17 protein-coding genes are annotated in these 22786 nt (G+C 73.3%); 7 read left to right on the top strand and 10 right to left on the bottom strand.

Features of this window, described 5'->3' with window-relative positions:
• Positions 1–90: 90 nt before the first annotated feature.
• Positions 91–1542 carry an MFS transporter gene (locus tag ACZ6ZI_RS02740; protein WP_469514887.1) on the bottom strand — a complete coding sequence of 484 codons (1452 nt, stop codon included), beginning with the start codon at positions 1540–1542 and terminating at the stop codon, positions 91–93.
• A gap of 52 nt (positions 1543–1594) precedes the next feature.
• Between ACZ6ZI_RS02740 and dusB the strand changes: the two genes are divergently transcribed.
• From dusB to ACZ6ZI_RS02725, 3 genes are all read left to right on the top strand, one after another.
• Entirely contained in the window at positions 1595–2737 is a 1143-nt protein-coding gene (dusB, locus tag ACZ6ZI_RS02735) for a tRNA dihydrouridine synthase DusB (RefSeq protein ID WP_363061402.1), read from the top strand.
• Between the two features lie 366 nt (positions 2738–3103).
• Positions 3104–5812 carry a pyruvate, phosphate dikinase gene (gene ppdK / locus ACZ6ZI_RS02730; RefSeq protein ID WP_363061403.1) on the top strand — a complete coding sequence of 903 codons (2709 nt, stop codon included), beginning with the start codon at positions 3104–3106 and terminating at the stop codon, positions 5810–5812.
• Between the two features lie 424 nt (positions 5813–6236).
• Positions 6237–7265, top strand: coding sequence for an ArsR/SmtB family transcription factor (locus ACZ6ZI_RS02725; RefSeq protein WP_363061405.1), 1029 nt, complete (start codon positions 6237–6239; stop codon positions 7263–7265).
• Between the two features lie 104 nt (positions 7266–7369).
• Here the strand turns inward: ACZ6ZI_RS02725 and ACZ6ZI_RS02720 are convergent, their stop codons facing one another.
• A complete protein-coding gene (locus ACZ6ZI_RS02720; protein WP_469514882.1) occupies positions 7370–8530 on the bottom strand; it encodes an alkaline phosphatase PhoX in 1161 nt (386 codons plus the stop codon).
• 386 nt (positions 8531–8916) lie between these two features.
• Between ACZ6ZI_RS02720 and ACZ6ZI_RS02715 the strand changes: the two genes are divergently transcribed.
• Positions 8917–9324: a VOC family protein gene (locus ACZ6ZI_RS02715; protein WP_469514879.1), complete on the top strand. Its 408-nt coding sequence runs from the start codon at positions 8917–8919 to the stop codon at positions 9322–9324.
• 13 nt (positions 9325–9337) lie between these two features.
• Here the strand turns inward: ACZ6ZI_RS02715 and nirD are convergent, their stop codons facing one another.
• Genes nirD through ACZ6ZI_RS02700 form a run of 3 tightly spaced genes read right to left on the bottom strand, consistent with a single transcriptional unit; the run spans position 9338 to position 13648 of the window.
• Positions 9338–9670 carry a nitrite reductase small subunit NirD gene (gene nirD, locus ACZ6ZI_RS02710; RefSeq protein ID WP_363060954.1) on the bottom strand — a complete coding sequence of 111 codons (333 nt, stop codon included), beginning with the start codon at positions 9668–9670 and terminating at the stop codon, positions 9338–9340.
• Positions 9667–12201 (bottom strand): nitrite reductase large subunit NirB, encoded by a 2535-nt coding sequence (nirB, locus tag ACZ6ZI_RS02705; protein ID WP_469514876.1) that lies wholly within the window; start codon positions 12199–12201, stop codon positions 9667–9669. Before nirB ends, nirD begins: the two co-directional genes overlap by 4 nt.
• Before the next feature lies 1 nt (position 12202).
• Positions 12203–13648: an NAD(P)/FAD-dependent oxidoreductase gene (locus ACZ6ZI_RS02700; protein WP_469514873.1), complete on the bottom strand. Its 1446-nt coding sequence runs from the start codon at positions 13646–13648 to the stop codon at positions 12203–12205.
• Between the two features lie 157 nt (positions 13649–13805).
• Here ACZ6ZI_RS02700 and ACZ6ZI_RS02695 point away from each other — a divergent pair, with 157 nt between their 5' ends.
• A complete protein-coding gene (locus ACZ6ZI_RS02695; RefSeq protein WP_469514869.1) occupies positions 13806–15101 on the top strand; it encodes a ferredoxin reductase family protein in 1296 nt (431 codons plus the stop codon).
• Between the two features lie 430 nt (positions 15102–15531).
• Entirely contained in the window at positions 15532–16308 is a 777-nt protein-coding gene (locus ACZ6ZI_RS02690) for a sulfite exporter TauE/SafE family protein (RefSeq protein ID WP_469514866.1), read from the top strand.
• Between the two features lie 28 nt (positions 16309–16336).
• Here ACZ6ZI_RS02690 and ACZ6ZI_RS02685 read toward each other — a convergent pair whose 3' ends face one another.
• The 4 genes from ACZ6ZI_RS02685 to ACZ6ZI_RS02670 all read right to left on the bottom strand — a co-directional run bounded on the left by ACZ6ZI_RS02685 (position 16337) and on the right by ACZ6ZI_RS02670 (position 20230).
• Positions 16337–16951 carry a class F sortase gene (locus tag ACZ6ZI_RS02685; protein ID WP_469514863.1) on the bottom strand — a complete coding sequence of 205 codons (615 nt, stop codon included), beginning with the start codon at positions 16949–16951 and terminating at the stop codon, positions 16337–16339.
• Positions 16952–17107: 156 nt separating this feature from the next.
• On the bottom strand, positions 17108–17653 hold the full coding sequence (locus ACZ6ZI_RS02680) for a hypothetical protein (protein ID WP_363060942.1): 546 nt from the start codon (positions 17651–17653) through the stop codon (positions 17108–17110).
• Between the two features lie 118 nt (positions 17654–17771).
• Complete coding sequence (locus ACZ6ZI_RS02675) at positions 17772–19523, bottom strand: ATP-binding protein (protein WP_469514860.1); 1752 nt, start codon at positions 19521–19523, stop codon at positions 17772–17774.
• Entirely contained in the window at positions 19520–20230 is a 711-nt protein-coding gene (locus ACZ6ZI_RS02670; RefSeq protein ID WP_469514857.1) for a hypothetical protein, read from the bottom strand. Before ACZ6ZI_RS02670 ends, ACZ6ZI_RS02675 begins: the two co-directional genes overlap by 4 nt.
• A 113-nt stretch (positions 20231–20343) precedes the next feature.
• Here ACZ6ZI_RS02670 and ACZ6ZI_RS02665 point away from each other — a divergent pair, with 113 nt between their 5' ends.
• Complete coding sequence (locus ACZ6ZI_RS02665; RefSeq protein ID WP_469514854.1) at positions 20344–20811, top strand: gamma-glutamylcyclotransferase family protein; 468 nt, start codon at positions 20344–20346, stop codon at positions 20809–20811.
• Between the two features lie 59 nt (positions 20812–20870).
• On the opposite strand, the gene dnaG is transcribed toward ACZ6ZI_RS02665, so the two are convergent.
• Positions 20871–22775 carry a DNA primase gene (dnaG, locus tag ACZ6ZI_RS02660; RefSeq protein WP_469514850.1) on the bottom strand — a complete coding sequence of 635 codons (1905 nt, stop codon included), beginning with the start codon at positions 22773–22775 and terminating at the stop codon, positions 20871–20873.
• Positions 22776–22786 lie beyond the last annotated feature (11 nt).

Below are 22786 nucleotides of genomic sequence, written 5' to 3'. Positions count from 1 at the left end.
AGATTTCAATATCTGTCACCCGTCAGGATGAGGGTGCCGCGGATCGGCCCCGCACGGGGCGGGGAAGGGGAGGAGCGGGAAGCGTCGCTGTCAGACGCGCGGGGGAGCGCCCACCGGATCCGGGGCGGGCGGCCCCGGATCCAGCTCGCGGGCCGTGCGCGCGGCCGTCGCCCGCGCCCAGGGCCCGGTGGTCGCGGCGCCCACGACCAGGGTCACCAGCCCGAGCGCGGTGATGATCCACCAGGCGGGCCGGGCCGCCGTCACGAAGTCCGCGCCGCCCGCCGTCCCGCCCGCCAGCACCGCGCCGATCACCGCGACGCCCAGCGCCCCGCCGGTCTGCCGGCTCGTCGAGGCCACCGCGGCCGCGACCCCCGCCTGGGAACGCGGCATCCCGGACACCGCCGTATTGGTGATCGGCGCGTTGACCAGCCCGAAGCCGATGCCGAACAACACGTACCCGGCGAACATCAGCGTCGTGTCGCCCTCCGCCGAGAACGCGGCGAACAGCAGCCCGCTCGCCGCCATCGTCACGCCCGCGATCAGCAGCGGCAGCCGCGGCCCCTTGGTGCCGACCAGCCGCCCCGACACCGGCGCGCACAGGAAGGCGAAGGTGGCCATGGGCAGCATCCACAGCCCCGCGTCCAGGGCGTCCAGCTCCCGCACCTCCTGGAGGTACAGGGTGTTCAGGAAGAGGAACCCGGACAGCGCCGCGAAGGCGCAGACCGCGATCACCGTCGCCCCGCTGAAGGGGGCGCTGCGGAAGAACCGCGGGTCGATCAGCGGCTCCTCCCGCCGGGGCTCGTAGACCAGCAGGGCCGTCAGCGCGGCCACGGCGGCCAGCGAGCACCCGATGATCGCGGGTGAGGACCAGCCCAGGGTCGGGGCCTCGATGATCGCGTACGTCACCGAGCCGAGCAGCGCCACGATCAGCAGCTGCCCCACCGGGTCCGGCCGGCGCGGGTGCTCGGAGCGGGACTCGGGGATGTAGCGCAAGGTCAGCACGAGGGCGAGCAAACCCACGGGGAGGTTGATCCAGAAGATGGACCGCCAGCCCACGGTGTCCACCAGCAGGCCGCCGATCAGCGGTCCGGCGGCCATGGAGATGCCGACCACCGCGCCCCAGACGCCGATCGCGCGGGCACGTTCCCTGGGGTCCGTGAAGGTGTTGGTGATGATCGACATGGCGACGGGATTGAGCATCGAGCCGCCGACCGCCTGGATCATCCGGAAGACGATCAGCCATTCCAGGCTCGGCGCCAGGGAGCACAGCAGGGAGCCGGCCGTGAAGAGGACCAGGCCCCAGGCGAAGACCCTGCGCCGCCCGATCCGGTCACCGGTGGAACCGGCCAGCATCAGCAGCGAGGCGAGGACCAGGGTGTACGCGTCGATCGTCCACTGCATGCCGGAGACGGAGGCGTCCAGATCGCGCCGGATCGCCGGGAGGGCCACGTTCAGGACGGTGTTGTCGAGGCTGACGATCAGCAGGCTCGTGCAGCAGATCGCCAGGACGAGCAGGCGCCGTCCACGACTCATGTGATGCATGCCGCCGATAGTACGGATAACTAACGAACCCCGCGTGCGGGAGAATGGGGGGATGACCACGCTCCCCCCGCCCCTCTCGATCGGCCCGCACACCGTGCAGCCCCCGGTGGTGCTCGCACCGATGGCGGGCATCACCAATGCCCCGTTCCGTACCCTCTGCCGCGAGTTCTCGGGCGGCAAGGGGCTGTTCGTCAGCGAGATGATCACGACCCGCGCCCTGGTCGAGCGCAACGACAAGACCATGCAGCTGATCCACTTCGACGAGACGGAAAAGCCCCGCTCGATTCAGCTGTACGGGGTGGACCCGGCGACGGTCGGCAAGGCCGTCCGCATGATCGTCGAAGAGGACCGCGCCGACCACATCGACCTGAACTTCGGCTGCCCGGTCCCCAAGGTGACCCGCAAGGGCGGCGGCTCGGCCCTGCCCTACAAGCGCAACCTGCTGCGCGCGATCCTGCGCGAGGCCGTCGCGGGCGCCGGCGACCTGCCGGTGACGATGAAGATGCGCAAGGGCATCAACGACGAGCACCTCACCTACCTCGACGCGGGCCGCATCGCCGTCGAGGAGGGCGTGACCGCCATCGCCCTGCACGGACGGACCACCGCCCAGCACTACGGCGGCACCGCCGACTGGGACGCCATCGCGCGCCTGAAGGAGCACGTCCCGGAGATTCCCGTACTCGGCAACGGCGACATCTGGTGCGCCGAGGACGCGCTGCGCATGGTCCGCGAGACCGGCTGTGACGGCGTGGTCGTCGGGCGGGGCTGCCTGGGGCGGCCGTGGCTGTTCAACGACCTGGTCGCGGCCTTCGAGGGGCGTCCCGAGGACTTCCACAAGCCGACCCTGCGCGAGGTCGCGGCGACCATGCTGCGCCACGCGCAGCTGCTGGGGGAGTGGATCGGCGACGAGGCGCGCGGGGTGATCGACTTCCGTAAGCACGTGGCCTGGTACCTCAAGGGCTTCGCCGTCGGTTCCGAGATGCGGGGCAAGCTGGCGGTCACCTCCTCCCTGGCCGAGCTGGACGCTCATCTGAGCGAGCTCGATCTGGATCAAGCCTGGCCTGACGGTGCCGACGGCCCGCGGGGACGGACGTCCGGAAACAACCGGGTTGTCCTGCCCGACGGCTGGTTGAAGGATCCCTACGACTGCGCCGGCGTGAGCGAGGACGCCGAGCTGGACACCTCCGGAGGCTGACAAATCGCCCTCGGCGGGGCGTGATATACGCCACGCATGATTGATGTTTCGCTCAGATGAGCGCAAAGGTCACGGGTAAGACTTTCAAAGGGTGGCACTGGGTGCCACCCTTTGTGCGTTCAAGACTTGAACGCAAATGTATCGATGATCGCTCATCCGAGCGCAATCAGGCCCCTGTGGGCACCTCACCCTTCGGGATGTGAAGGCTGTTCGTACGTTCTGATTACCCGTGGGTTACTTTCGATCCGGTGGCGCACGGGTGGTTACGGCCGTATGACAGCCAAGTGGACATACCCAGAAGCCTTCGATCTGGGTATGTTCCTGGCCGTCAGGGCAGCCACCCGAGTCCTCGAGGAGTCGAGACCCGTGTCGGAAAACAAAGATCAGAAGTTCGTCTACGACTTCACCGAGGGCAACCGGGACCTCAAGGACCTTCTCGGCGGCAAGGGAGCCAACCTCGCCGAGATGACCAACCTGGGTCTCCCCGTCCCTCCCGGCTTCACCATCACCACCGAGGCCTGCAAGGTCTACCTGGAGAGCGGTTCGGCGCCGGCCGAGCTGCGCGACGAGGTCAGCGCGCACCTCGCCGCCCTCGAGGCGAAGATGGGCAAGAAGCTCGGCCAGTCGGACGACCCGCTGCTGGTCTCCGTGCGCTCCGGCGCGAAGTTCTCCATGCCCGGCATGATGGACACGGTCCTCAACATCGGCCTCTCCGACGAGTCCGTCACCGGACTCGCCACCCAGGCCGGCAACGAGCGCTTCGCGTGGGACTCGTACCGCCGCCTGATCCAGATGTTCGGCAAGACCGTCCTCGGCGTCGAGGGCGAGCTCTTCGAGGACGCCCTCGACGACGCCAAGGCCGCCAAGAAGGTCACCGTCGACACCGACCTCGACGCCGCCGACCTCAAGAAGCTGGTCAAGGTCTTCAAGAAGATCGTCGCGAAGGAGGCCGGCCGCGAGTTCCCGCAGGACGCCCGCGAGCAGCTCGACCTCGCCGTCGAGGCCGTCTTCAACTCGTGGAACACCGACCGCGCGAAGCTCTACCGCCGCCAGGAGCGCATCCCGAGCGACCTGGGCACTGCGGTCAACATCTGCTCCATGGTCTTCGGCAACCTCGGCCCCGACTCGGGCACCGGCGTCGCCTTCACCCGTGACCCGGCCAGCGGCCACGCCGGCGTGTACGGCGACTACCTGCAGAACGCCCAGGGCGAGGACGTCGTCGCGGGCATCCGCAACACCGTCCCGCTGGGTGACCTGGAGGCCATCGACAAGGCCTCGTACGACCAGCTCATGACGATCATGGAGACGCTGGAGACCCACTACAAGGATCTCTGCGACATCGAGTTCACCATCGAGCGCGGCCAGCTGTGGATGCTCCAGACCCGCGTCGGCAAGCGCACCGCGGGCGCCGCCTTCCGCATCGCCACGCAGCTCGTGGACCAGGGCCTGATCACCGAGGCCGAGGCCCTCCAGCGCGTCACGGGCCACCAGCTGGCGCAGCTGATGTTCCCGCGCTTCGACGAGGACGCGAAGACCGAGCTGCTGGGCCGCGGCATCGCCGCCTCCCCGGGCGCGGCGGTCGGCAAGGCCGTCTTCGACTCGTACACGGCCGTCAAGTGGTCCCGTTCCGGCGAGAAGGTCATCCTGATCCGCCGCGAGACCAACCCCGACGACCTCGACGGCATGATCGCCTCCGAGGGCATCCTGACCTCGCGCGGCGGCAAGACCTCGCACGCCGCCGTCGTCGCCCGCGGCATGGGCAAGACCTGCGTCTGCGGCGCCGAGGAACTCGACGTCGACACCAAGCGCCGCCGCATGACCGTCGGCGACATCGTCATCGAAGAGGGCGACGTCGTCTCCATCGACGGCTCCACCGGCAAGGTGTACCTCGGCGAGGTACCCGTCGTACCGTCCCCGGTCGTCGAGTACTTCGAGGGCCGCATGCACGCCGGCGCCGACGACGCCGACGAGCTCGTCGCCGCCGTGCACCGGATCATGGCGTACGCGGACCGCGTCCGCCGCCTGCGGGTGCGCGCCAACGCCGACAACGCCGAGGACGCGCTGCGCGCCCGTCGCTTCGGCGCCCAGGGCATCGGCCTGTGCCGCACCGAGCACATGTTCCTCGGCGAGCGCCGCGAGATGGTCGAGCGCCTGATCCTCGCGGACACCGAGGAGGAGCGCGAGGGCGCCCTCTCGGCCCTGCTGCCGCTCCAGAAGAAGGACTTCGTCGAGCTGTTCGAGGCGATGGACGGCCTGCCCGTCACCGTCCGCCTCCTCGACCCGCCGCTGCACGAGTTCCTGCCCGACATCACCGAGCTGTCGGTGCGCGTCGCCCTCGCCGAGTCCCGCAAGGACGCCAACGAGAACGACCTGCGCCTGCTCCAGGCCGTGCACAAGCTGCACGAGCAGAACCCGATGCTGGGTCTGCGCGGCGTCCGCCTCGGCCTGGTCATCCCCGGGCTGTTCGCCATGCAGGTCCGGGCGATCGCCGAGGCCGCGGCCGAGCGCAAGAACGCCAAGGGCGACCCGCGCGTCGAGATCATGATCCCGCTCGTCGGTACCGTCCAGGAGCTGGAGATCGTCCGCGAGGAGGCCGACGCGGTCATCGCCGAGATCGAGGCCGCCACCGGCACCACCCTCAAGCTCTCCATCGGCACGATGATCGAGCTGCCGCGCGCCGCCCTGACGGCCGCGCAGATCGCCGAGGCCGCGCAGTTCTTCTCCTTCGGCACGAACGACCTGACCCAGACGGTGTGGGGCTTCTCCCGCGACGACGTCGAGGCCAGCTTCTTCACCGCGTACCTGGAGAAGGGCATCTTCGGGGTCTCGCCGTTCGAGACCATCGACAAGGACGGCGTCGGCTCGCTCGTGCGCCACGCGGTCGAGCAGGGTCGCGCCACCCGTCCCGACCTCAAGCTCGGCGTCTGCGGCGAGCACGGCGGCGACCCGGAGTCGGTGCACTTCTTCCACGAGGTCGGCCTCGACTACGTCTCCTGCTCGCCGTTCCGCATCCCGGTGGCGCGCCTGGAGGCCGGCCGCGCCGCCGCCGAGGCCAAGGGCTCCGACAGCCGCTGAGCCCCGCCCGGCCCCCGATCACCGCCGCGGTCCCACGAAGCCCGCGGCGGTAGCGCCCGCCCCCGGTCCCTGACCTCCGGGGGCGGGCGCATCCTTCTATTCGAAGCAACATGGGGCGGGTATTCAACAAAGTCTTTACGGCACCAGGCGGTGGACGGATCCCCACCCGTCCACCGCCTGACGCCTATCCGCCGGACACGTCGGCGCTTCCCGATGCGACCGACCGCCAGGCCCCGCAAAGCCCCCCACGGCCTTCGCGGAGCGTTTCGGTCGCACCGGAGTGTGCCCGGCGGAGTACAGGATTTCGCTTGTCACGCCCCTGCCGAAAGGGGTTTCAACTGTGGCCGAAAGGGCGTGGTGACCACGTGTGACGGCATGCATACTCATGGGGCGGGGGGATTGCGGTTGCACAGGTGGGGGTTCGGTGCTTCGTATCCATTTCACTGGAGTGGACCTGGCACGCGTACGGATGGCAGGGCGTCCCGATGCGTTGTGGGAAACGATTCTTAGTTTTCATCGCTTAAGAGACCGGCGTGACGCCCGGCTGTTCGGCGAATGGCGTACGGAAACGCGCAGCCGGTTGAATAGTGAAACAAGGCTGCTCGGCGCCTTGATACCGGCGCGCGGCTATTTCCCGGATTTTCTGACGCCCACCGAGGGTCAGTACGGGTGGGACATGGGCCTCGACGCCCTGCGGGGACTGCGTCCCGAGCGGCTGCGGCGCGAGCTGTCCCTCGTCGGCGCGGGCGCCGGCAGCGGCTTCGGAGCGGCCTTCGGGACGCCGCCGCCCACCCGCCTGAGGGAATTCCTGGACGGGGGCACCAAACACCTCCCCAGGCTCCTCGGCGAACTCCGCGGCTACCACCGGGCCGCCGTGGAGCCCTACTGGACGCACATCCAGGCCCAGATAGAGGCGGAGCGCGCCGCCCGGGGCCGGGCCCTGCTCGACGGCGGCGCCGACGAGCTGCTGGCCTCGCTGCCGCCCATGCTGCGCTGGCGGGCGCCGGTCCTGGAGTGCGAGTACCCCGTGGACCGGGACGTACGGCTGCGCGGACGCGGGCTGCTGCTCCAGCCGTCCTTCTTCTGCCGGCGCACCGCCGTGACCCTGCACGACCCCGAGCTGCCGCCCGTGCTGGTCTACCCGGCCGCCGCCCAGCTGGTCTCGGCGGCCGCGGCCGGCGAGGCAGCCCGCCCGGCGGAGGAGCTGCGCCAGCGGACCCTGGGCAAGCTCGTCGGGCACACCCGCTCCGTGGTGCTGCGGGCCATCGGCGACGGTGCCACCACCAGCGAACTGGCCCGCCGCGCCGGGGTCTCCCTGGCCTCCGCGAGCCAGCACGCCTGCGTGATGCGCGAGGCCGGGCTCGTGACCACGCTGCGCCACGGCAACGCGGTCCTGCACACCGTCACGCCGCTCGGCGCCGCCCTCCTCAAGGGCGGCGCCGTGGTGTCCTGACACCCGCGGGGCGTCCGCGCGGCGCCCGAGGGCGGTCCGGGGCGGCGGTGGCGGCCCGCCCGAGGGCCGCACCTCGCCGCCGCGCCCGCGGCCCCCGCCCGGCCTCAGACCCGGAACGGGCCGGTGACCTCGTAGGTGATCCCCCCGGTGGAGCTGCCGCTCGTACCGCGCTGGCTGCTGAAGTACAGCCGGTTGCCCGCGGGGGAGAAGGCCGGACCGCAGATCTCCGAGGAGGACTGGCCCGTGATCCGCAGGAACGGCGCCACCACGTCGTCCGGGGTGATCAGGCAGATCTCCATGTTGCCGCCGTCCTCGGCGATGTACAGGTCGCCGTACGAGGACCCGGTCACGTTGTCCACGCCGGTCAGCGGGGCCGCGCCGCCGGGTACGAGGGAGTCGTCGTAGGTCAGCTCGTAGGTGCTGTTCGCCAGGTTCAGCCGCCACACGCGGTTGTCGCCCTTGGTGGTGAACCAGACGGTGTCGTTCGCGTAGTGGCAGCCCTCGCCGCCGTTGAACTTCTTCGCGCCCGACACCTGGCTGCGGGTGGCGGTGGGCGAGCCGTCGCGGTCCGGGACGTTGGCCCAGGTGAAGGAGCCCGAGGTGGCGGTGGAGGCCTTGAGCACCTGGAGCGTGCCCGAGGACAGGTTCCCCCAGGTGGTCGGCACGAAGCGGTAGAAGCAGCCGTCGCTCTCGTCCTCCGTCAGGTAGATCACCTTGCGGACCGGGTCGGCGGCGGCCGCCTCGTGTTTGAACTGGCCCATCGCCGGGCGCTGGACGGAGGCGTTCACCCCGTACGGGTCCGTCTCGTAGACGAAGCCGCGACTGACCTCCTCGCAGGACAGCCAGGTGTTCCACGGGGTCTTGCCGCCCGCGCAGTTCTGCCGCGTGTTCGACAGGATCCGGTAGGCGCCGGTGACGTTCGCGGAGGAGTCGAAGCGGATCGCGCTCGCGCCGCCGCTCGGGTTGATCTCCGAGTTCGACACGTAGATCCAGCCCGAGCCGTCGGCGAAGCACGCGCCGCCGTCGGGGGCGCTGTGCCAGGAGTAGGAGGTGCCCGGGACGGTCTGGCCGGAGCGCGCGACCACCCGGCTGGTGAAGCCCGCCGGCAGCATGACGCCGTTCGCGTCCGCCGCGCCCAGCGCCCCGTACGGGCCCGCTCCGGGCTGGGCGGGCGCCGCGTAGGCGGCCCCGTGCATGAGGGTGCCGCCGAAGGCGGCCGCCGAGGAGCCGATCACGGCACCGCGCAGGAAGGTACGACGTTCCACGGTCACTCCTGAGGGAGGGGGAGCCCCGCGCCCGGTCGGGCGCGGGGTCGCACGCGTCGAGGAACCTAGAGGCGTCGAGTTGACGTCACATCAACTCCTCATGACGCGGGAGCGACCGGCACGGGGTCAATCCCCCCGCGACGACTTCGGCAGGACGGGCGTCCCTCCGCGGCCTGCCGAGGCCCCACCCGCCCCCGACGGCCCCGGCGGCCCCACGGAGCTCCCGGGACCCTCCGGCCACCCCTGTGACCTGCGGTGATCCGACCCTCGGAAAAAACTTCGAAGAAATCTCGCCAACGCCGATGAGTTCTTCCGCGGCCGCCGGTCTACCTCTCGAAAGCGCCCGACACACGGGCGCACGGCACACCGAGGGAAGAGGGACCGCAATGTCCGCCACCATGATCTTCGTCAACCTGCCCGTCAAGGATCTGGAGGCGACCAAGGCCTTCTGGGGCAAGCTCGGCTACACCTTCAACGCCCAGTTCAGCGACGAGAACTGCGCCTCCATGCCGATCAGCGACACCATCGTCGCCATGTTCCTCACCGAGGCCCGCTACAAGGACTTCACCCACAAGGCCATCGCCGACGCCCGGACCACCTCCCAGGTGCTCCTGTGTCTCAGCGCCGAGAGCCGCGCCGCCGTGGACGGCCTGGTCGACGGCGCCCTGGCCGCCGGGGCCACGGAGCCCCGTCCCGCGCAGGACCACGGCGTCATGTACGGGCGCGCCTTCGACGACCTCGACGGGCACACCTGGGAGATCATGTGGATGGACCCTTCCGTGGTCCAGGGCTGACCGGCCCCGGCCCCTACGAGCCGGCGGCGGTCCGCACCGGATACGTCCGGACCGCCACCTCCTCGTCGTCCAGGCAGCGCCCCGACTCCAGGTCGAAGCGCTGCTTGAGCAGCGGCGAGGCCACGAAGGGCCGGCCCTCGGCGCAGCCCACCAGCCCGCGGGAGAGCACGTGCGCCCCGGTGAAGGGGTCCTGGTTGGCGATGGCGTACGGGCGCCCCGCGCGGTCGACGAACACCGCGGCCTGGCTCCCGTCCGGCAGCAGGGCCGCGACCCCGCGCCCGGGCGTGAGGGAGGACAGCGCGCACACGGTCAGCCAGCCCTCGGACAGCTTCAGTTCGACGGTCATCGGACGGTACCTCCCACGGGCAGGACGGTCAGGACGGCCAGGTCGGGCTTGACCTGGTCGCGTTCGGGCACGAACCGCACCGTCGGGTCCGGCGCGCCCGGCGCGTTGACGAAGGACACGAACCGGCTCAGCCGCTCCGGATCCCGGAGGGTCTCGGCCCACTCGTCGCGGTAGTGGGCGACGTGGTCGGCCATCAGCGCCTCCAGCTCGGAGCACAGCCCCAGCGAGTCGTGCACGACGACGTCCCGCAGGTGGTCGAGGCCGCCCTCCATCCGGTCCAGCCAGGTCGAGGTGCGCTCCAGCCGGTCGGCGGTGCGGATGTAGAACATCAGGAACCGGTCGATGAGCCGGATCAGTTCGGCGTCGGACAGGTCCTGGGCGAGGAGGTCCGCGTGGCGCGGGGTGGCCCCGCCGTTGCCGCCGACGTAGAGGTTCCAGCCGCTCGCCGTCGCGATGACCCCGAAGTCCTTGCTCTGCGCCTCGGCGCATTCGCGGGCGCAGCCGGAGACCGCCGACTTCAGCTTGTGCGGGGCGCGCAGACCCCGGTAGCGCAGCTCCAGGTCGATGGCCATGCGGACGCTGTCCTGGACCCCGTAGCGGCACCAGGTCTGCCCCACGCAGGACTTCACCGTCCGCAGGGCCTTGCCGTAGGCGTGCCCGGACTCGAACCCGGCGTCGACCAGGCGGGCCCAGATCCGGGGGAGCTGGTCGACGCTCGCGCCGAAGAGGTCGATGCGCTGCCCGCCGGTGATCTTCGTGTAGAGGCCGAAGTCGCGGGCCACCTCGCCGATCACGATGAGCTTGTCGGGGGTGATCTCGCCGCCCGGGATCCGCGGGACGACCGAGTAGGAGCCGTTGCGCTGGAGGTTGGCGAGGAAGTGGTCGTTGGTGTCCTGGAGGGCGGCCTGCTCGCCGTCGAGCACGTAGCCGCTGGCGCCCAGGGAGGGGGCGAGCGAGGCGATGACGGACCCGACGGTCGGCTTGCACACCTCGCAGCCGTCGCCGCCGCGCGCCGCCTCGCGACCGTGGCCGTCGAGGATCTCCCGGTAGGAGGTCAGTCGCCGGGTGCGGACGATCTCGTAGAGCTCGGCACGGGTGTACGGGAAGCAGCCGCACAGCCCCTTGTCCACGGCGGCCGGCAGGAGTTGGCCGATCACCTTGAGGCAGCTGCCGCAGCCGGTGCCGGCCTTGGTGCACTTCTTGACCTCGGGCAGCGTCGAGCAGGCGGTGACGGCCTTCTTCGTGACGTTGTGGCAGGAGCAGATCACCGCGCTGTCGGGCAGGGCCGACGGGCCGAGTTGCGCGGCGGGCCCGAGTCCGGCCGGCAGCACCAGTTGTTCGGGGGCGACGGGCGGGACGCTCCCCGTCAGGGGGCGCAGCAGCCCGTAGGAGTCGGCGTCGCCGACGAGCACGCCGCCGAGCAGGACCCCGTCGGGGGAGACGACGAGCTTCTTGTAGACCCCCGAGCGGGAGTCGGACCAGACGACGTCCAGGCTGTCGGGGGAGGCTCCGTGCGCGTCGCCGAAGGAGGCCACGTCCACGCCGAGCAGTTTCAGCTTGGTGGACAGGTCGGCTCCGGTGAACTCCTTCTCGCGGCCGAGCAGGTCCTCGGCTGCGGTCTCGGCCATCTCGTAGCCGGGCGCGACCAGGCCGTAGACCCGGCCGTCGCAGGCCAGCGCGCACTCGCCGATGGCGTAGACGCGCGGGTCGGAGGTCCGGCAGCGGGAGTCGACGCCGATCCCGCCGCGTTCGCCGACCTGAAGCCCGCAGTCGCGGGCCAGCTGGTCGCGGGGGCGGACCCCGGCGGAGAAGACGACGAGGTCGGCCTCCACGGTGGAGCCGTCCGAGAGCCGCATGCCGCTGACGCGGCCGTCCTCGCCGGTGAGGACCTCCTGCGTGCCGACGCCTGTGTGCACGGTCAGGCCCATCGACTCGATCGTGCGCAGCAGGGCTGCGCCACCGCCCTCGTCGACCTGTACGGGCATCAGGCGCGGGGCGAACTCCACGACCCGGGTGGCCAGCCCGAGGCCCTGGAGCGCGCCCGCCGCCTCCAGTCCGAGCAGCCCGCCGCCGACGACCGCGCCGCCGGTGCGGCCCTTCGCGTACTCCTCGATGGCCAGGAGGTCCTCGATGGTGCGGTAGACGAAGCAGCCGGGTGCGTCCTTGCCGGGGACGGGCGGCACGAAGGGGTGGCTGCCGGTCGCCAGGACCAGGACGTCGTACGGGAACACGTGCCCGGAGCGGGAGGTCACGGTGCGGGCGTCGCGGTCGATGCTCTCGGCGGGGTCGCCGAGGCGCAGGTCGATGCCGTTGCGCTCCATGAACCCGTCCGGGGTCAGGGAGAGCTCCTCGGGGCTGCTGCCCGAGAAGTACGAGGTCAGGTGGACGCGGTCGTAGGCCGGGCGGGATTCCTCGCAGAGCACGGTGACGCGGTGCGTGGCGGTGGCCCCGCGCTCGGCGAGCGCCTCCAGGTAGCGCTGGCCGACCATGCCGTGGCCGATCAACACGATCGCGGGCAGGGGCTCGGTCATCTCAGTGGCCTCCGTCGTCGGTGAGCAGGTGGAACAGGTCGTGCGGTGTCTCGTCGCCCTCCCAGGTGCGGGCGAGCGCGCCCACCGTGGAGAGCTCGCCCAGCAGGACCCCGCCGACCAGTCGGTCGCCGCGGACGACGACCTTGCGGTAGGTGCGGCGGGTGGCGTCGGCGAGGCGGACCACGTCGTCGCCGGGGAGCGGCGTCGGTTCGCCGAAGGCGGCGAGGTCGAAGTGGCCCGGGCCGTCGGGGGTGAGGGTGGTGAGGGTGAGGCGGGTGAGGGCGCGGGTGCCGCCGTACGCGGGCCGGTCCGGGCCCGACCGGCCCGGTCCGCCGGCGGGGTCGGTGGGGTCGGCGGGGCCGGGGGCCGCGGTCAGCAGGGCGGCGAGGGCCTCGGCCTGTTCCAGGGCGGGGCCGGCCAGTCCGTACACCCGGCCCGCGTGCTCGGCGCAGTCGCCGATGGCGTGGACGCGGGGGTCGCTGGTGCGCAGCCGGTCGTCGACCACGACGCCCTTGCGGACCTCGATCCCGGCGGCCCGGGCGAGGCCGACGCGGGGGCGCACCCCGCAGGCGAGGACGACCAGGTCGGCGTCGAGCCGGTAGCCGTCGGCCAGTTCCACGCCGGTGACCTCGCGGCGGCCCGGGGCCTCGGCGGCGCGGGTCGGGTCGGCGCGGGTCGGGGCGGTGGTGCGGGCGGCGGTGCGGAGGGGGGCGGCGGTGGCGCGGCCGGTGCGGGCGGCGGTGCCGGTGGTGGTGCGGGGGGCGTCGGCGGTGGTGATCAGGCCGCGGACCCGGCACCGGGTGTGGATCTCCACGCCGAGGCCGCTCAGGTGGGCGTGCAGCAGCGTCGAGGCGTCCTCGTCCAGCTGGCGTTCCATCAGCCGCTCCGCCTGCTGCGCGAGGACGACCTGAGCGCCCCGGGCGCTCAGCGCGCGGGCCGCGGACACCCCCAGGAGCCCGCCGCCGATCACCACGGCGCGCACGCCCGGACGTACGGCCGCCGCCAACGCCAGACAGTCGTCCATGGTGCGGAACGCGTGCACCCCTTCGGGCAGTTCCCGGCCCCGCGGGGTGAACAGGCCGCGCAGCGGCGGGAGCACCGGGTTCGACCCGGTGGCCAGCACCAGGGTGTCGTACCGCTCCACGGAGCCGTCGTCGCAGTGGACCAGCCGCTCCGCGCGGTCGACGCGCACCGCCCGCACACCCCGGCGCAACGTCGGGCCGGGGTGGGGGAGCGCGATCACCTCGGGCGCGTAGCGGCCCGCGAGGACCTCGGCGAGCAGCACCCGGTTGTACGGGGCGCGCGTCTCCTCGCCGAGGACGGTCACGTCCGGGGCCGGGGCGCCGGCGGCGTGGCCCGCGCCCGTGTCGGCGCCGGTCAGCCGCGCGGCGAGCCGAAGGCCGGCCAGGCCGCCGCCGATCACCACCACACGCTGGTTCGAGGTCATGGCACGAGCGTGCGGCCCGGCTGTTTCTCCTCGGGATCGCTTCTGTTACCCGGACGGAACGCCGACCTCAGCGCCGTGGTTAAGCGTCCGTGAGGCCTTCCTCAAGGCCGCCTTAAGGGCCGCCGGGAGCCGTCCGGGGCCGCTTAGCGTGGGCCCCATGCGAGATGTGGCGGGGCGGGTCGAGGGCGCGACGGTGTGCGGGGCGGGGCTGGTGGTCCTGCTCTGGGCGGCCCAGGTGCGCCCGTCGGCCCGGCTCGACGCGCTCTTCGCCACGGCCGCCCACCTCACCGGCCTCCTCGCCGGCTACGGGATCCTCGTCCTGCTGTTCCTCATGGCCAGGATCCCCGCCGTCGAACACGGGGTGGGCGCCGACCGGCTCGCCCGCCTGCACGCGCGGATCGGCCGGCACGTCCTCGCGCTCTGCTTCGCCCACGGCCTCCTCGCCCTGCTCGGTTACGCCGTCCACGCGGGCGTCGACGTGCTCTCGGCCGCCCGGGACCTGCTCGGCTACCCGGCGCTCGCCGCCGCCGCGGCCGCGACGGCCCTGCTGGTCGCGGTCGGCGCGACCTCCGCCCGCGCCGTGCGCCGCCGGCTCCCGCACGAGACCTGGCGCGGGGTCCACCTCCTCGTTCACGTCGCCGCCGCCCTTGGCTTCTGGCACCAGCTCGCGGGCCCCGACCTGGCGGTCGTCGCCTGGTTCTGGTCCCTCGCCCACGCCGTCGTGACGGTGCTCCTGATCTGGTACCGCGCCGTGGTCCCCGTACGCCAGGCCCTGCGGCACGGGCTGCGGGTCGCCGAGGTCCGCGGCGAGGGGCCCGGGGTGGTCTCCGTCGTCATCCGCGGCAGGCACCTCGCGGAGCTGCGCGCCGAGCCCGGACAGTTCCTGCGCTGGCGCTTCCTCCAGCGGCGGCTGTGGTACACCGCCCTGCCCTTCTCGCTGTCGGCCCCGGTGGGCGAGGAAGGCCTGCGGATCACCGTCAAGGCGCTCGGCGGCCACTCCCGGCGGATCCGGCGGCTGCGCCTCGGCACGCGGGTCCTGGCCACCGGCCCGTTCGGGGCGCTGACGGCCGCCCGGCGCACCCGCGGCAAGGTGCTGCTGATCGCGGGCGGGGTCGGGATCACCCCGCTGCGGGCCCTGTTCGAGACGCTGCCCGGCGGGCCCGGGGACCTCACCCTGCTCTACCGCGCCGGGGCCGAGGAGCACCTCGTCCTGCGCGCCGAGCTGGAGGCCATCGCCGCCGGGCGACAAGCCGGCCTCCACTACCTCCTCGGGCCCTCCGACGCCGCCTGGGACCCGCTGGCACCACGGGCCTTGACGGCGCTGGTGCCGGACCTGGCGGAGCACGACGTGTACCTGTGCGGGCCGCCGGGGATGGCGGAGGCGACCCGAACGGCGCTGCTGCGGGCCGGGGTGCCGGCCGCGCACGTCCACTCCGAGTGCTTCACCGCCTGACCGGAGCCGCACCCCACCCGCCCCCGGGCGCCCCCGCGCCCTTGCGCACCCCGCGCTCCGCGATCCCCCCGGGCCGGAGCCGCACCCTCCCCGCCACGCCCTCACGAGAGGCCCCGCGTCCATGCGCCACCCGCTCCACGTCCCCGTGCCCGTGACCCCGACGGGGCCGGCCGGGTCCCGGCACCGCAAGCCCCGTCGGGAGCCCGCCTGGCGGGTCGGGGCCGCCGCGCTGTCGCGCGTACCGCCCGCGCGGCGGCTCGCGGCGGGGCTCGGGCTGGCCAGTGTGGTGGCGGCGAGCGCGCTGACCGCCCTGGTGGAACCGGCCGCCCCGCCGGCCCCGGACCGGATGCCCGCCCGGCAAAGCTCAACCTTTGCGCAAGTTTCCGGAGATTGATGGGTCCTGCATGGATCTTGTCCATAGGGTCGGCCCGTGCCTGACATATCAACGACCATGATCATCGTCCTGTGCGTGGCCGCCGCGGCGGCCGGCTGGATCGACGCGGTGGTGGGCGGCGGCGGCCTGCTGCTCCTGCCCGCCCTGCTGCTCGGCCTGCCGAACGCCCATCCCGCCGCCGTACTGGGGACCAACAAGGCGGTGGCGATCGTCGGAACCACCGGAGCGGCCGTCACCTACGTCCGCAAGGCCCCGGTGGACGTGAAGCTCGCCGTCCGGATCGGCCTGGCCGCGCTCGCCGGCTCGATGGGCGGGGCCGCGCTCGCCGGCGGGATCAGCAAGGACGCCCTGCGCCCGCTGATCATGGCCGTCCTCGTGGTGGTCGGCGCGGTGGTGATCTTCAAGCCCGGATTCGGTACCGCCCCCTCCACCTCGCCCGTCTCCCGACGGCGCGTCGTGCTCGCCATCGCCCTCGCGGGGCTCGGCATCGGCTTCTACGACGGCCTCATCGGCCCCGGCACCGGTACCTTCCTGGTCCTCGCCCTCACCGCCCTGCTCCACCTCGACCTCGTCACCGCCTCCGCGACCGCCAAGATCGTCAACGTGTGCACCAACGCCGGAGCCCTCGCGATGTTCGCCTACCAGGGCATGGTGCTGTGGCAGTTGGCCGCCCTGATGGCGGCCTTCAACCTGGCGGGCGGCATGATCGGCGCCCGGATGGCGCTCAAGAAGGGCAGCGGCTTCGTCCGGGGCGTGCTGCTCACGGTGGTCGGCGCCCTCGTCGTGAAGCTCGGCTTCGAACAGTGGGGGTAGCCGGTGGCGGGCGCCGGCTGCGGGTTCGTCAGTACGTGCCCGTGAGGTGCGCGAAGACCACCACGTTGCCCCGGTAGCCGGTGCGCGGGGAGAACCCGCCGCCGCAGGTGATCACCCGCAGCTCCGCGCGCGGCGAAGGCCCGTAGACCCGCTCGTCCGGGAAGGCGCGCGCGTCGTGGACCTCGACCGCGTGCACGGTGAACACGGCCGTCCGCCCGTCCTCGCGCGCCACCTCGATCGAGGCCCCGCGCCGCAGCGCCCCCAGGTGGTAGAACACGGCCGGGCCGCCGGCGTCGTCGACGTGGCCCGCGACCACGGCGGTGCCCGACGCGCCCGGCGTGGTGCCGTCGCGGTACCAGCCCGCGAGGTCGGCCCGGGCGGGCGGCGGCACTTCGAGGCTGCCGTCGCGCTCCAGCCCCAGCCCGGCCAGCGGCGCGTCGACGCGCAGGGACGGGATCCTGATCCGGACGGGCGGCGAGCCGGGCAGCGGATCGATGCTCGCGGCGTACGAGGCCTGCCCGCTCAGCGCCTCGGCCGGCGAGGGCAGCGGGGGCCGGACGGTCTCGCCGGAGCCGCTGTTGACGAGCCAGACGCCGACGCAGGCGGCGAGGGCGACCAGCCCCGCGCGGCCGGAGGTTGCCATGGGTGCCCCCTCGTCGTCGCGTGCGTGGGACTCGGTGCGTGGTACTTCGTGTGGGACGTGGCCGTCGCCCGGCCCCGCGAACGGGGGGGACCTCGCGGGGCGGGCGACGGGGGACGGTACCGGTCGGACCGCGGCTCGGGCCGCGGTGGGCGCCCGTCAGCTCGGCGTGCCGCTCGCCCGGCGACGCATGAGCCAGGTACCGCCCGCGGCGGCGGTGGCCAGCAGGGCCACCCCCGCCGCGATCATGGCGGGGTCGGTGGTGGTGGTCGTCCCACCACCCACCCCGGTGCGAACGGGGCCCTGTGGGCCGCGTTCGGTGACGACCAGGTCGCCGGTGGCGAACTTGCCGTTCGCGCAGGTCGCGCCGATGCCGTAGGTGCCGGGCCGGACGTGGTGCGAGACCTGGAACCGCCCCGTCACCTGTTCCTTGTGGGCGCCGGGCGTCAGCTTGAACCGGCCGCCGCCCACCGTGGTGGCGTCACCCTCCGCGAGGGAGCCCGACCCGCAGGCGGTGGTGCTCACGGTGACGGTGACCCCGCCGGCGGCGTTTTTCGGCCAGACCTCCAGCTTGGCGAAGTCCCCGGGGGAGAAGCCCGCGGCCATGCCGAGGTCCGCGGCGGCCACCGCTCCGGCGACCGGGCCGGCGAACGCGGCGACGGTCAACGCGGTGGCGGTGAGCACGTGGGCGGTACTGCGGCGCATCAGAACTCCTGGGGACACGGGGTCGTGTTCCGAGGTAAACCGGCGGGCCGCGACTCCGCATGCCGACCGACCGCGGGAACGGGCCCCGAGCCACCCGCCGGGACGACGTCAGCGCACGTCAGAGGCCCGATTCGGCATCCGTGTCCACCCACCCCGTCCGGGTGAAGCCGCCGCCCCGCGCGGCCCGCGCGGGCTCGACCGCGGGCGCTCCGGGCGACATCGCCCCGTCCGACTCCGGGCCCGACTCCGACTCCGGGCCCGACTCCGGGCCCGGAGCCGTTCCGCAGGGGCGACCCTCGACCGGGGCCGCCGGGGTCTCCGCCGCCGGGGCCGACAAAGCCTCCGCCGAAGCCGTCCCGGCCGCCGGGGCACCCGCCGACGGGGCCCCGGCCGAAGCCGTTCCGGGCGACGGGGTCTGCGCCGGCCCCGTCCCGAGCGAGGGGGTCTGCGCCGAGGCCTCCCCGAGCGACGGAATCGCGCGCGGGGGTTCCGTCGCCTCGGGGAGCGTCACCGTCGCCACCGCACCGCCGTACGCCGCCCGGCCCGCGCCGGCCCCGGCCGCACCCGCCCCGGCGGTGCCCGGATCCGCCCCGCCCGGGGGCGGCCACGGGGTCGCACCCGGGGCCGGGGCCGACTCCGCCGGCGCGTTCGACAGCCGTACCTCGGCGCCGATCACCTGGGCCTGGCCGAAGGCGATGGTCAGCCCCAGCCCCGTGCCCTGGCCCCGCTCCGCCGCACCCGTCACGAACCGCCGGGGCCCGTCGCGCAGCAGGCTCTCCGGGAAACCCGGGCCGTGGTCCCGTACCGTCACCGAGGCTCCCCCGACCTCCACCGACACCCGGCCGCCGCCATGGCGCCGCGCGTTGACCAGCAGGTTCGTCAGGATCCGCTCCAGCCGCCGGACATCCGTACGCACCCACGCCCCGTCCCCGCCGGACACCTCCGCCACCACCCCCGAACGCCGCACCACCGACCGCACCAGCGACCCCAGCCGGTGCGCCTCCAGCCGGGCCTCCTCCCGGTTCGCGTCGAGCCGGGCGACCTCCAACAGGTCCTCCGTCAGCGTCCGCAGCGCGGCCACCCGGTCCCGGACCAGCTCGGTCGGCCGCCCCGCCGGCAGCAGTTCCGCCGCCGTGTGCAGCCCCGTCAGCGGGGTCCGCAACTCGTGCGCCACGTCCGCCGTGAACCGTTGCTCGGCCTCCAACCGCCCCTGGAGACTGGCCGCCATCGTGTCGACCGCCGAGGACAGCGCCGCCACCTCGTCGCGGGTGCCCGGCACCCCGGAGGGCCCGATCCGCGCGTCCAGGTCGCCCGCGCTGATCCGCCGGGCCGTCTCGGCGGCCGTCCGCAGGTCCTTGCTCAGCCGGCCGGCCATCAACGCCCCGCCGACCGCCGCCAGGGCCACCACCCCGGTCCCGAACACCACGAGCCGGCCGTCCAGTTCCGCCAGTTCGGCCTGCTCGGCGGCCAGCGACTGCCGCACCGACAGCACGTGTTCGCCGCCCACCGGCCGCGCCGCCCACACCGTCGGGTGCGGCCCCTCCAGGTCCAGGTACGTGGTGCGACGACCCGCCAGGGCCGCCTCGCGCAGGGGCTCGGGCGTGCCGGGGCAGTCGATGCGGGCGTCGGCCTCCCCGACCTTGTCGGGGTCGAGTCGGCCGGTCAGCTCGTAGACCTGCCGTACGCGCACCAGTTGTTCGATCGCGCCCTTGCGGGCCGCGTCCGCGACCTGGCCCACCCGGGCCTCGTGGATCAGCACGCCGATGGTGACCGCGACCAACGAGCAGCCGACGGCCAGCAGTACGGCGATCTTCCCGCGCAGGCCGAAGCCCCGGAACGGGCGGCGCCGGAGCGCCGGGGGCAGTCTCACCGTTCGCTCTCCGAGGCCGCACCCGCCCGCGCGCCCGAACTCGCGCCCGGGGCGGGGGACAGGTCCTTGTTCCAGCGCCGTTCGTCGCTGACGACCGTCATCCGTCGCCCGTCCCAGTGGAAGCGGACGGCCTGCTCGGAGCCGTCGTCGGCGGCGGTGCGCACCAGCAGGTCCCGGCCGATGGAGTCGGCGGCCATCCGGCGGCCGAGGGTGAACAGGATCGGCACCACGCGCTCGCCGTCGGCCCGGTACACGCTCAGGGCCGTCCGGCCGGTCTCGGTGTCGGCGGCGACGACCAGCTCCTCGTGTCCGTCGCCGGTCAGGTCGAGGAGGACCGCCGGGCGTACGCCGACCCGGCCCGGCGCGTCGATGGTGCCCTTGCCGAGGAAGGGCCGCATCCGCCGGTCCGCTCGGACGACCGCCAGCGGGTCCACCGCCGCGAGGCCCCCGGGCCCCACGCGGGGGGCGTCCTTCAGGGCCGTCGGGGGTGGTTGCCGGGTCGCGGTCTCGGCGCCGGGCGCGTGGGGGGACTCCTGGGCCCAGGCGGGCCACAGGGCCTCGGGTCGCGGCTGCGCGGACACCGGTGGGGCGGGTTCGCCGACGGCGAGCCCCCCGGGTGAGGCGCAGCCGGCGACACCGGCGCCGATGGCCAGGGCGATGGCGCAGAGCGGCGCTGCGGCGGTCGGGAAGCGGGGCGGACGCGTCATGGGGCGGGCAACCGTGGGGTCGGAGACGGCGGTGCGTACCGTGGTGGTGCGCAGGCAGGACGGGCCGCGCGGCCCGAGCTGCGACTGTCCAGTCTTCGTCGAGGGAGGGCCCCGTGACATCGGCCGATCGGCCAGGATCCGGCGCGTTCGAGGTGTTGCCGTTCTTCGTCTACGGCACCCTGCGGCCCGGCGAGGTCAACCACGACCTGTTCCTGCGGGGCCGTACGGCAGTCGAGGAACCCGCGCTGCTGCCGGACGCGGTGCTCTACGAGGGCCCCGGTTACCCGTACGCCGTCGAGCGGCCCGGCTCCGCGATAGCCGGGGAGCTGATCACGGCCGCTCCGGGCGCCTACGCGGACCTGCTGGTCGCCCTCGACCTGCTGGAGGAGTACGCGGGCCCGGCACGGTCGGACAACGTCTACGACCGGGTCGCGCGCGAGGCCGTCCGCCCCGACGGCAGTCGGGTGCGGGCCTGGGTCTACGTGGCGGCCGCCCCCGTGGCCCACCGCCTCGCCCGCACGGGCACCGAGATCCCGGGCGGCGACTGGCGCCACCGGCCGGGCCCGAAGGCCGGGTCCTAGGGTCTGTCGTCACACTCCTGCCGTCGCCCGGAGGGCAGACGGGAGTGTGACGACAGACCCTAGAGCCCTTCGGCGCCGCGGTTGCGCAGCCGGCGGCCGTACTGCTGGAGGACCCACAGCTCCTCCTGGACCGCCGCGTGCTGCTCGGGCGGGGCCTGGGGGCCGAGGCGGGACATGGTGCCCTGGATCTCGTGGACGCGGCGGTCGACGGCGCGCAGGCGGACCTGGACGAGCTGGACCCCCGCGTACACCTCGTCCACCGTCTTGGCGTGGATGGCCTCCACCGCCAGCTCCGTGACCAGGGCGCGGACGGTGTCGTTCGGGGCGGCCTCGCGGACGCGGACCAGGTAGTCGTCGGTGTCCTGGGCCGCGCCGCCCGCGTCCTGGATGGCCTGGCGGACCGCCGCGTAGGGCGGGGCGGTGAACTCGTCGATCCCGTACGCGTCGAAGGCGGGGGAGACCAGGGCCGGTCGCTGGAGCGCCAGCTTGAGCAGTTCGCGCTCGGTGCGGTGGGCGGGGCTGCGCAGGTTCAGCGCGGGGCCTCCGGCGGGCGCGGCCTGCGGGGCGGCGGCCGCCTCGCTGGTGCGGGAGGCCCCCCGGCCCTGCTGCTCGGGCTGCCGGCCCCGCTCGCGGGCCCAGCGGGCCAGCTGCGCGACGCGCTTGACGACGAACTGTTCGTCGCGGATGCCGAGCATCCCCGCGAGCTGGACGGCCGACTCGTGCTGGATGGCGATGTTCTTGATGTTCGCGACGACCGGCGCCGCCTCATCCAGCGCGGCCGCGCGGCCGGCCGGGTTCTCCAGGTTGTGCCGGGCCACGATGTGCCGCAGCGCGAACTCGAACAGCGGGGTGCGCGACTCCACCAGGCCGGACACGGCCGCGTCCCCCTGCGCCAGGCGCAGGTCGCACGGGTCCATGCCGCCGGGGGTGATCGCGATGGAGGTCTCCGCCGCGAACTTCTGGTCGTCCTCGAACGCCCGCAGCGCGGCCTTCTGTCCGGCGGCGTCACCGTCGAAGGTGAAGATCACCTCGGCGGTCGCGTTGTCCATCAGCAGCCGGCGGAGGATCTTGATGTGGTCGCCGCCGAAGGCGGTGCCACAGGTGGCGATGGCGGTGGTGACGCCGGCCAGGTGACAGGCCATGACGTCGGTGTAGCCCTCGACGACCACGGCGCGGGAGGTCTTCGCGATCTCCTTCTTCGCCAGGTCGATGCCGTACAGGACCTGGGACTTCTTGTAGATCGCCGTCTCGGGCGTGTTCAGGTACTTCGGGCCGTTGTCGTCGTCGCGCAGTTTGCGCGCGCCGAAGCCGACGACCTCGCCGCTGATGTCCCGGATCGGCCACATGAGCCGCCCGCGGAAGCGGTCGATGGGCTTGCCGCTGCGGCTGTCCTGGGCCAGGCCGGAGAGGATCAGCTCCTTGTCGGAGAAGCCCTTGCCGCGCAGGAACCGGGTGAGGTGGTCCCAGCCGGCCGGGCTGTAGCCGACCCCGAAGTGGGTGGCCGCGGCCTGGTCGAAGCCGCGTTCGGCCAGGAAGCGGCGGGCGATCTCGGCCTCGGCGCCGCCGAGCTGGTCGGCGTAGAAGAGGGCGGCGGCCTTGTGGGCCTCGACCAGGCGGATCCGCTCGCCGCGGCCGCTGGTGCCGGCGGTGTAACCGCCCTCCTCGTACCGCAGGGTGATGCCGGCCTGACCGGCCAGGCGCTCGACCGCCTCCGAGAAGGAGAGGTGGTCGATCTTCATGATGAAGTCGAGGGTGTCCCCGCCCGCCTGGCAGCCGAAGCAGTGGTAGAAGCCCTTGCTGGGGCTGACCTGGAAGGACGGGGACTTCTCGTCGTGGAAGGGGCACAGGCCCTTGAGGTTTCCGCCGCCGGCGTTGCGCAGCTGGAGGTACTCCGAGACCACGGCGTCGATCGGGACCGCGTCCCGTACCGCCTTCACGTCGTCGTCGTTGATCCGTCCTGCCACGCGTGAATTCT

It is taken from the genome of Streptomyces sp. NPDC103540 (assembly GCF_055584445.1).
Note: the sequence above shows the minus strand (reverse complement) of the source record. Positions and strands in the feature narration are given on the sequence as shown.

Coding starts and splice junctions, on each gene's coding strand:
- ACZ6ZI_RS02740 (WP_469514887.1), bottom strand. CDS start 1,542: ATGCATCACATGAGTCGTGGACGGCGCCTGCTCGTCCTGGCGATCTGC.
- dusB (WP_363061402.1), top strand. CDS start 1,595: ATGACCACGCTCCCCCCGCCCCTCTCGATCGGCCCGCACACCGTGCAG.
- ACZ6ZI_RS02715 (WP_469514879.1), top strand. CDS start 8,917: ATGTCCGCCACCATGATCTTCGTCAACCTGCCCGTCAAGGATCTGGAG.
- nirD (WP_363060954.1), bottom strand. CDS start 9,670: ATGACCGTCGAACTGAAGCTGTCCGAGGGCTGGCTGACCGTGTGCGCG.
- nirB (WP_469514876.1), bottom strand. CDS start 12,201: ATGACCGAGCCCCTGCCCGCGATCGTGTTGATCGGCCACGGCATGGTC.
- ACZ6ZI_RS02700 (WP_469514873.1), bottom strand. CDS start 13,648: ATGACCTCGAACCAGCGTGTGGTGGTGATCGGCGGCGGCCTGGCCGGC.
- ACZ6ZI_RS02695 (WP_469514869.1), top strand. CDS start 13,806: ATGCGAGATGTGGCGGGGCGGGTCGAGGGCGCGACGGTGTGCGGGGCG.
- ACZ6ZI_RS02685 (WP_469514863.1), bottom strand. CDS start 16,951: ATGGCAACCTCCGGCCGCGCGGGGCTGGTCGCCCTCGCCGCCTGCGTC.
- ACZ6ZI_RS02680 (WP_363060942.1), bottom strand. CDS start 17,653: ATGCGCCGCAGTACCGCCCACGTGCTCACCGCCACCGCGTTGACCGTC.
- ACZ6ZI_RS02670 (WP_469514857.1), bottom strand. CDS start 20,230: ATGACGCGTCCGCCCCGCTTCCCGACCGCCGCAGCGCCGCTCTGCGCC.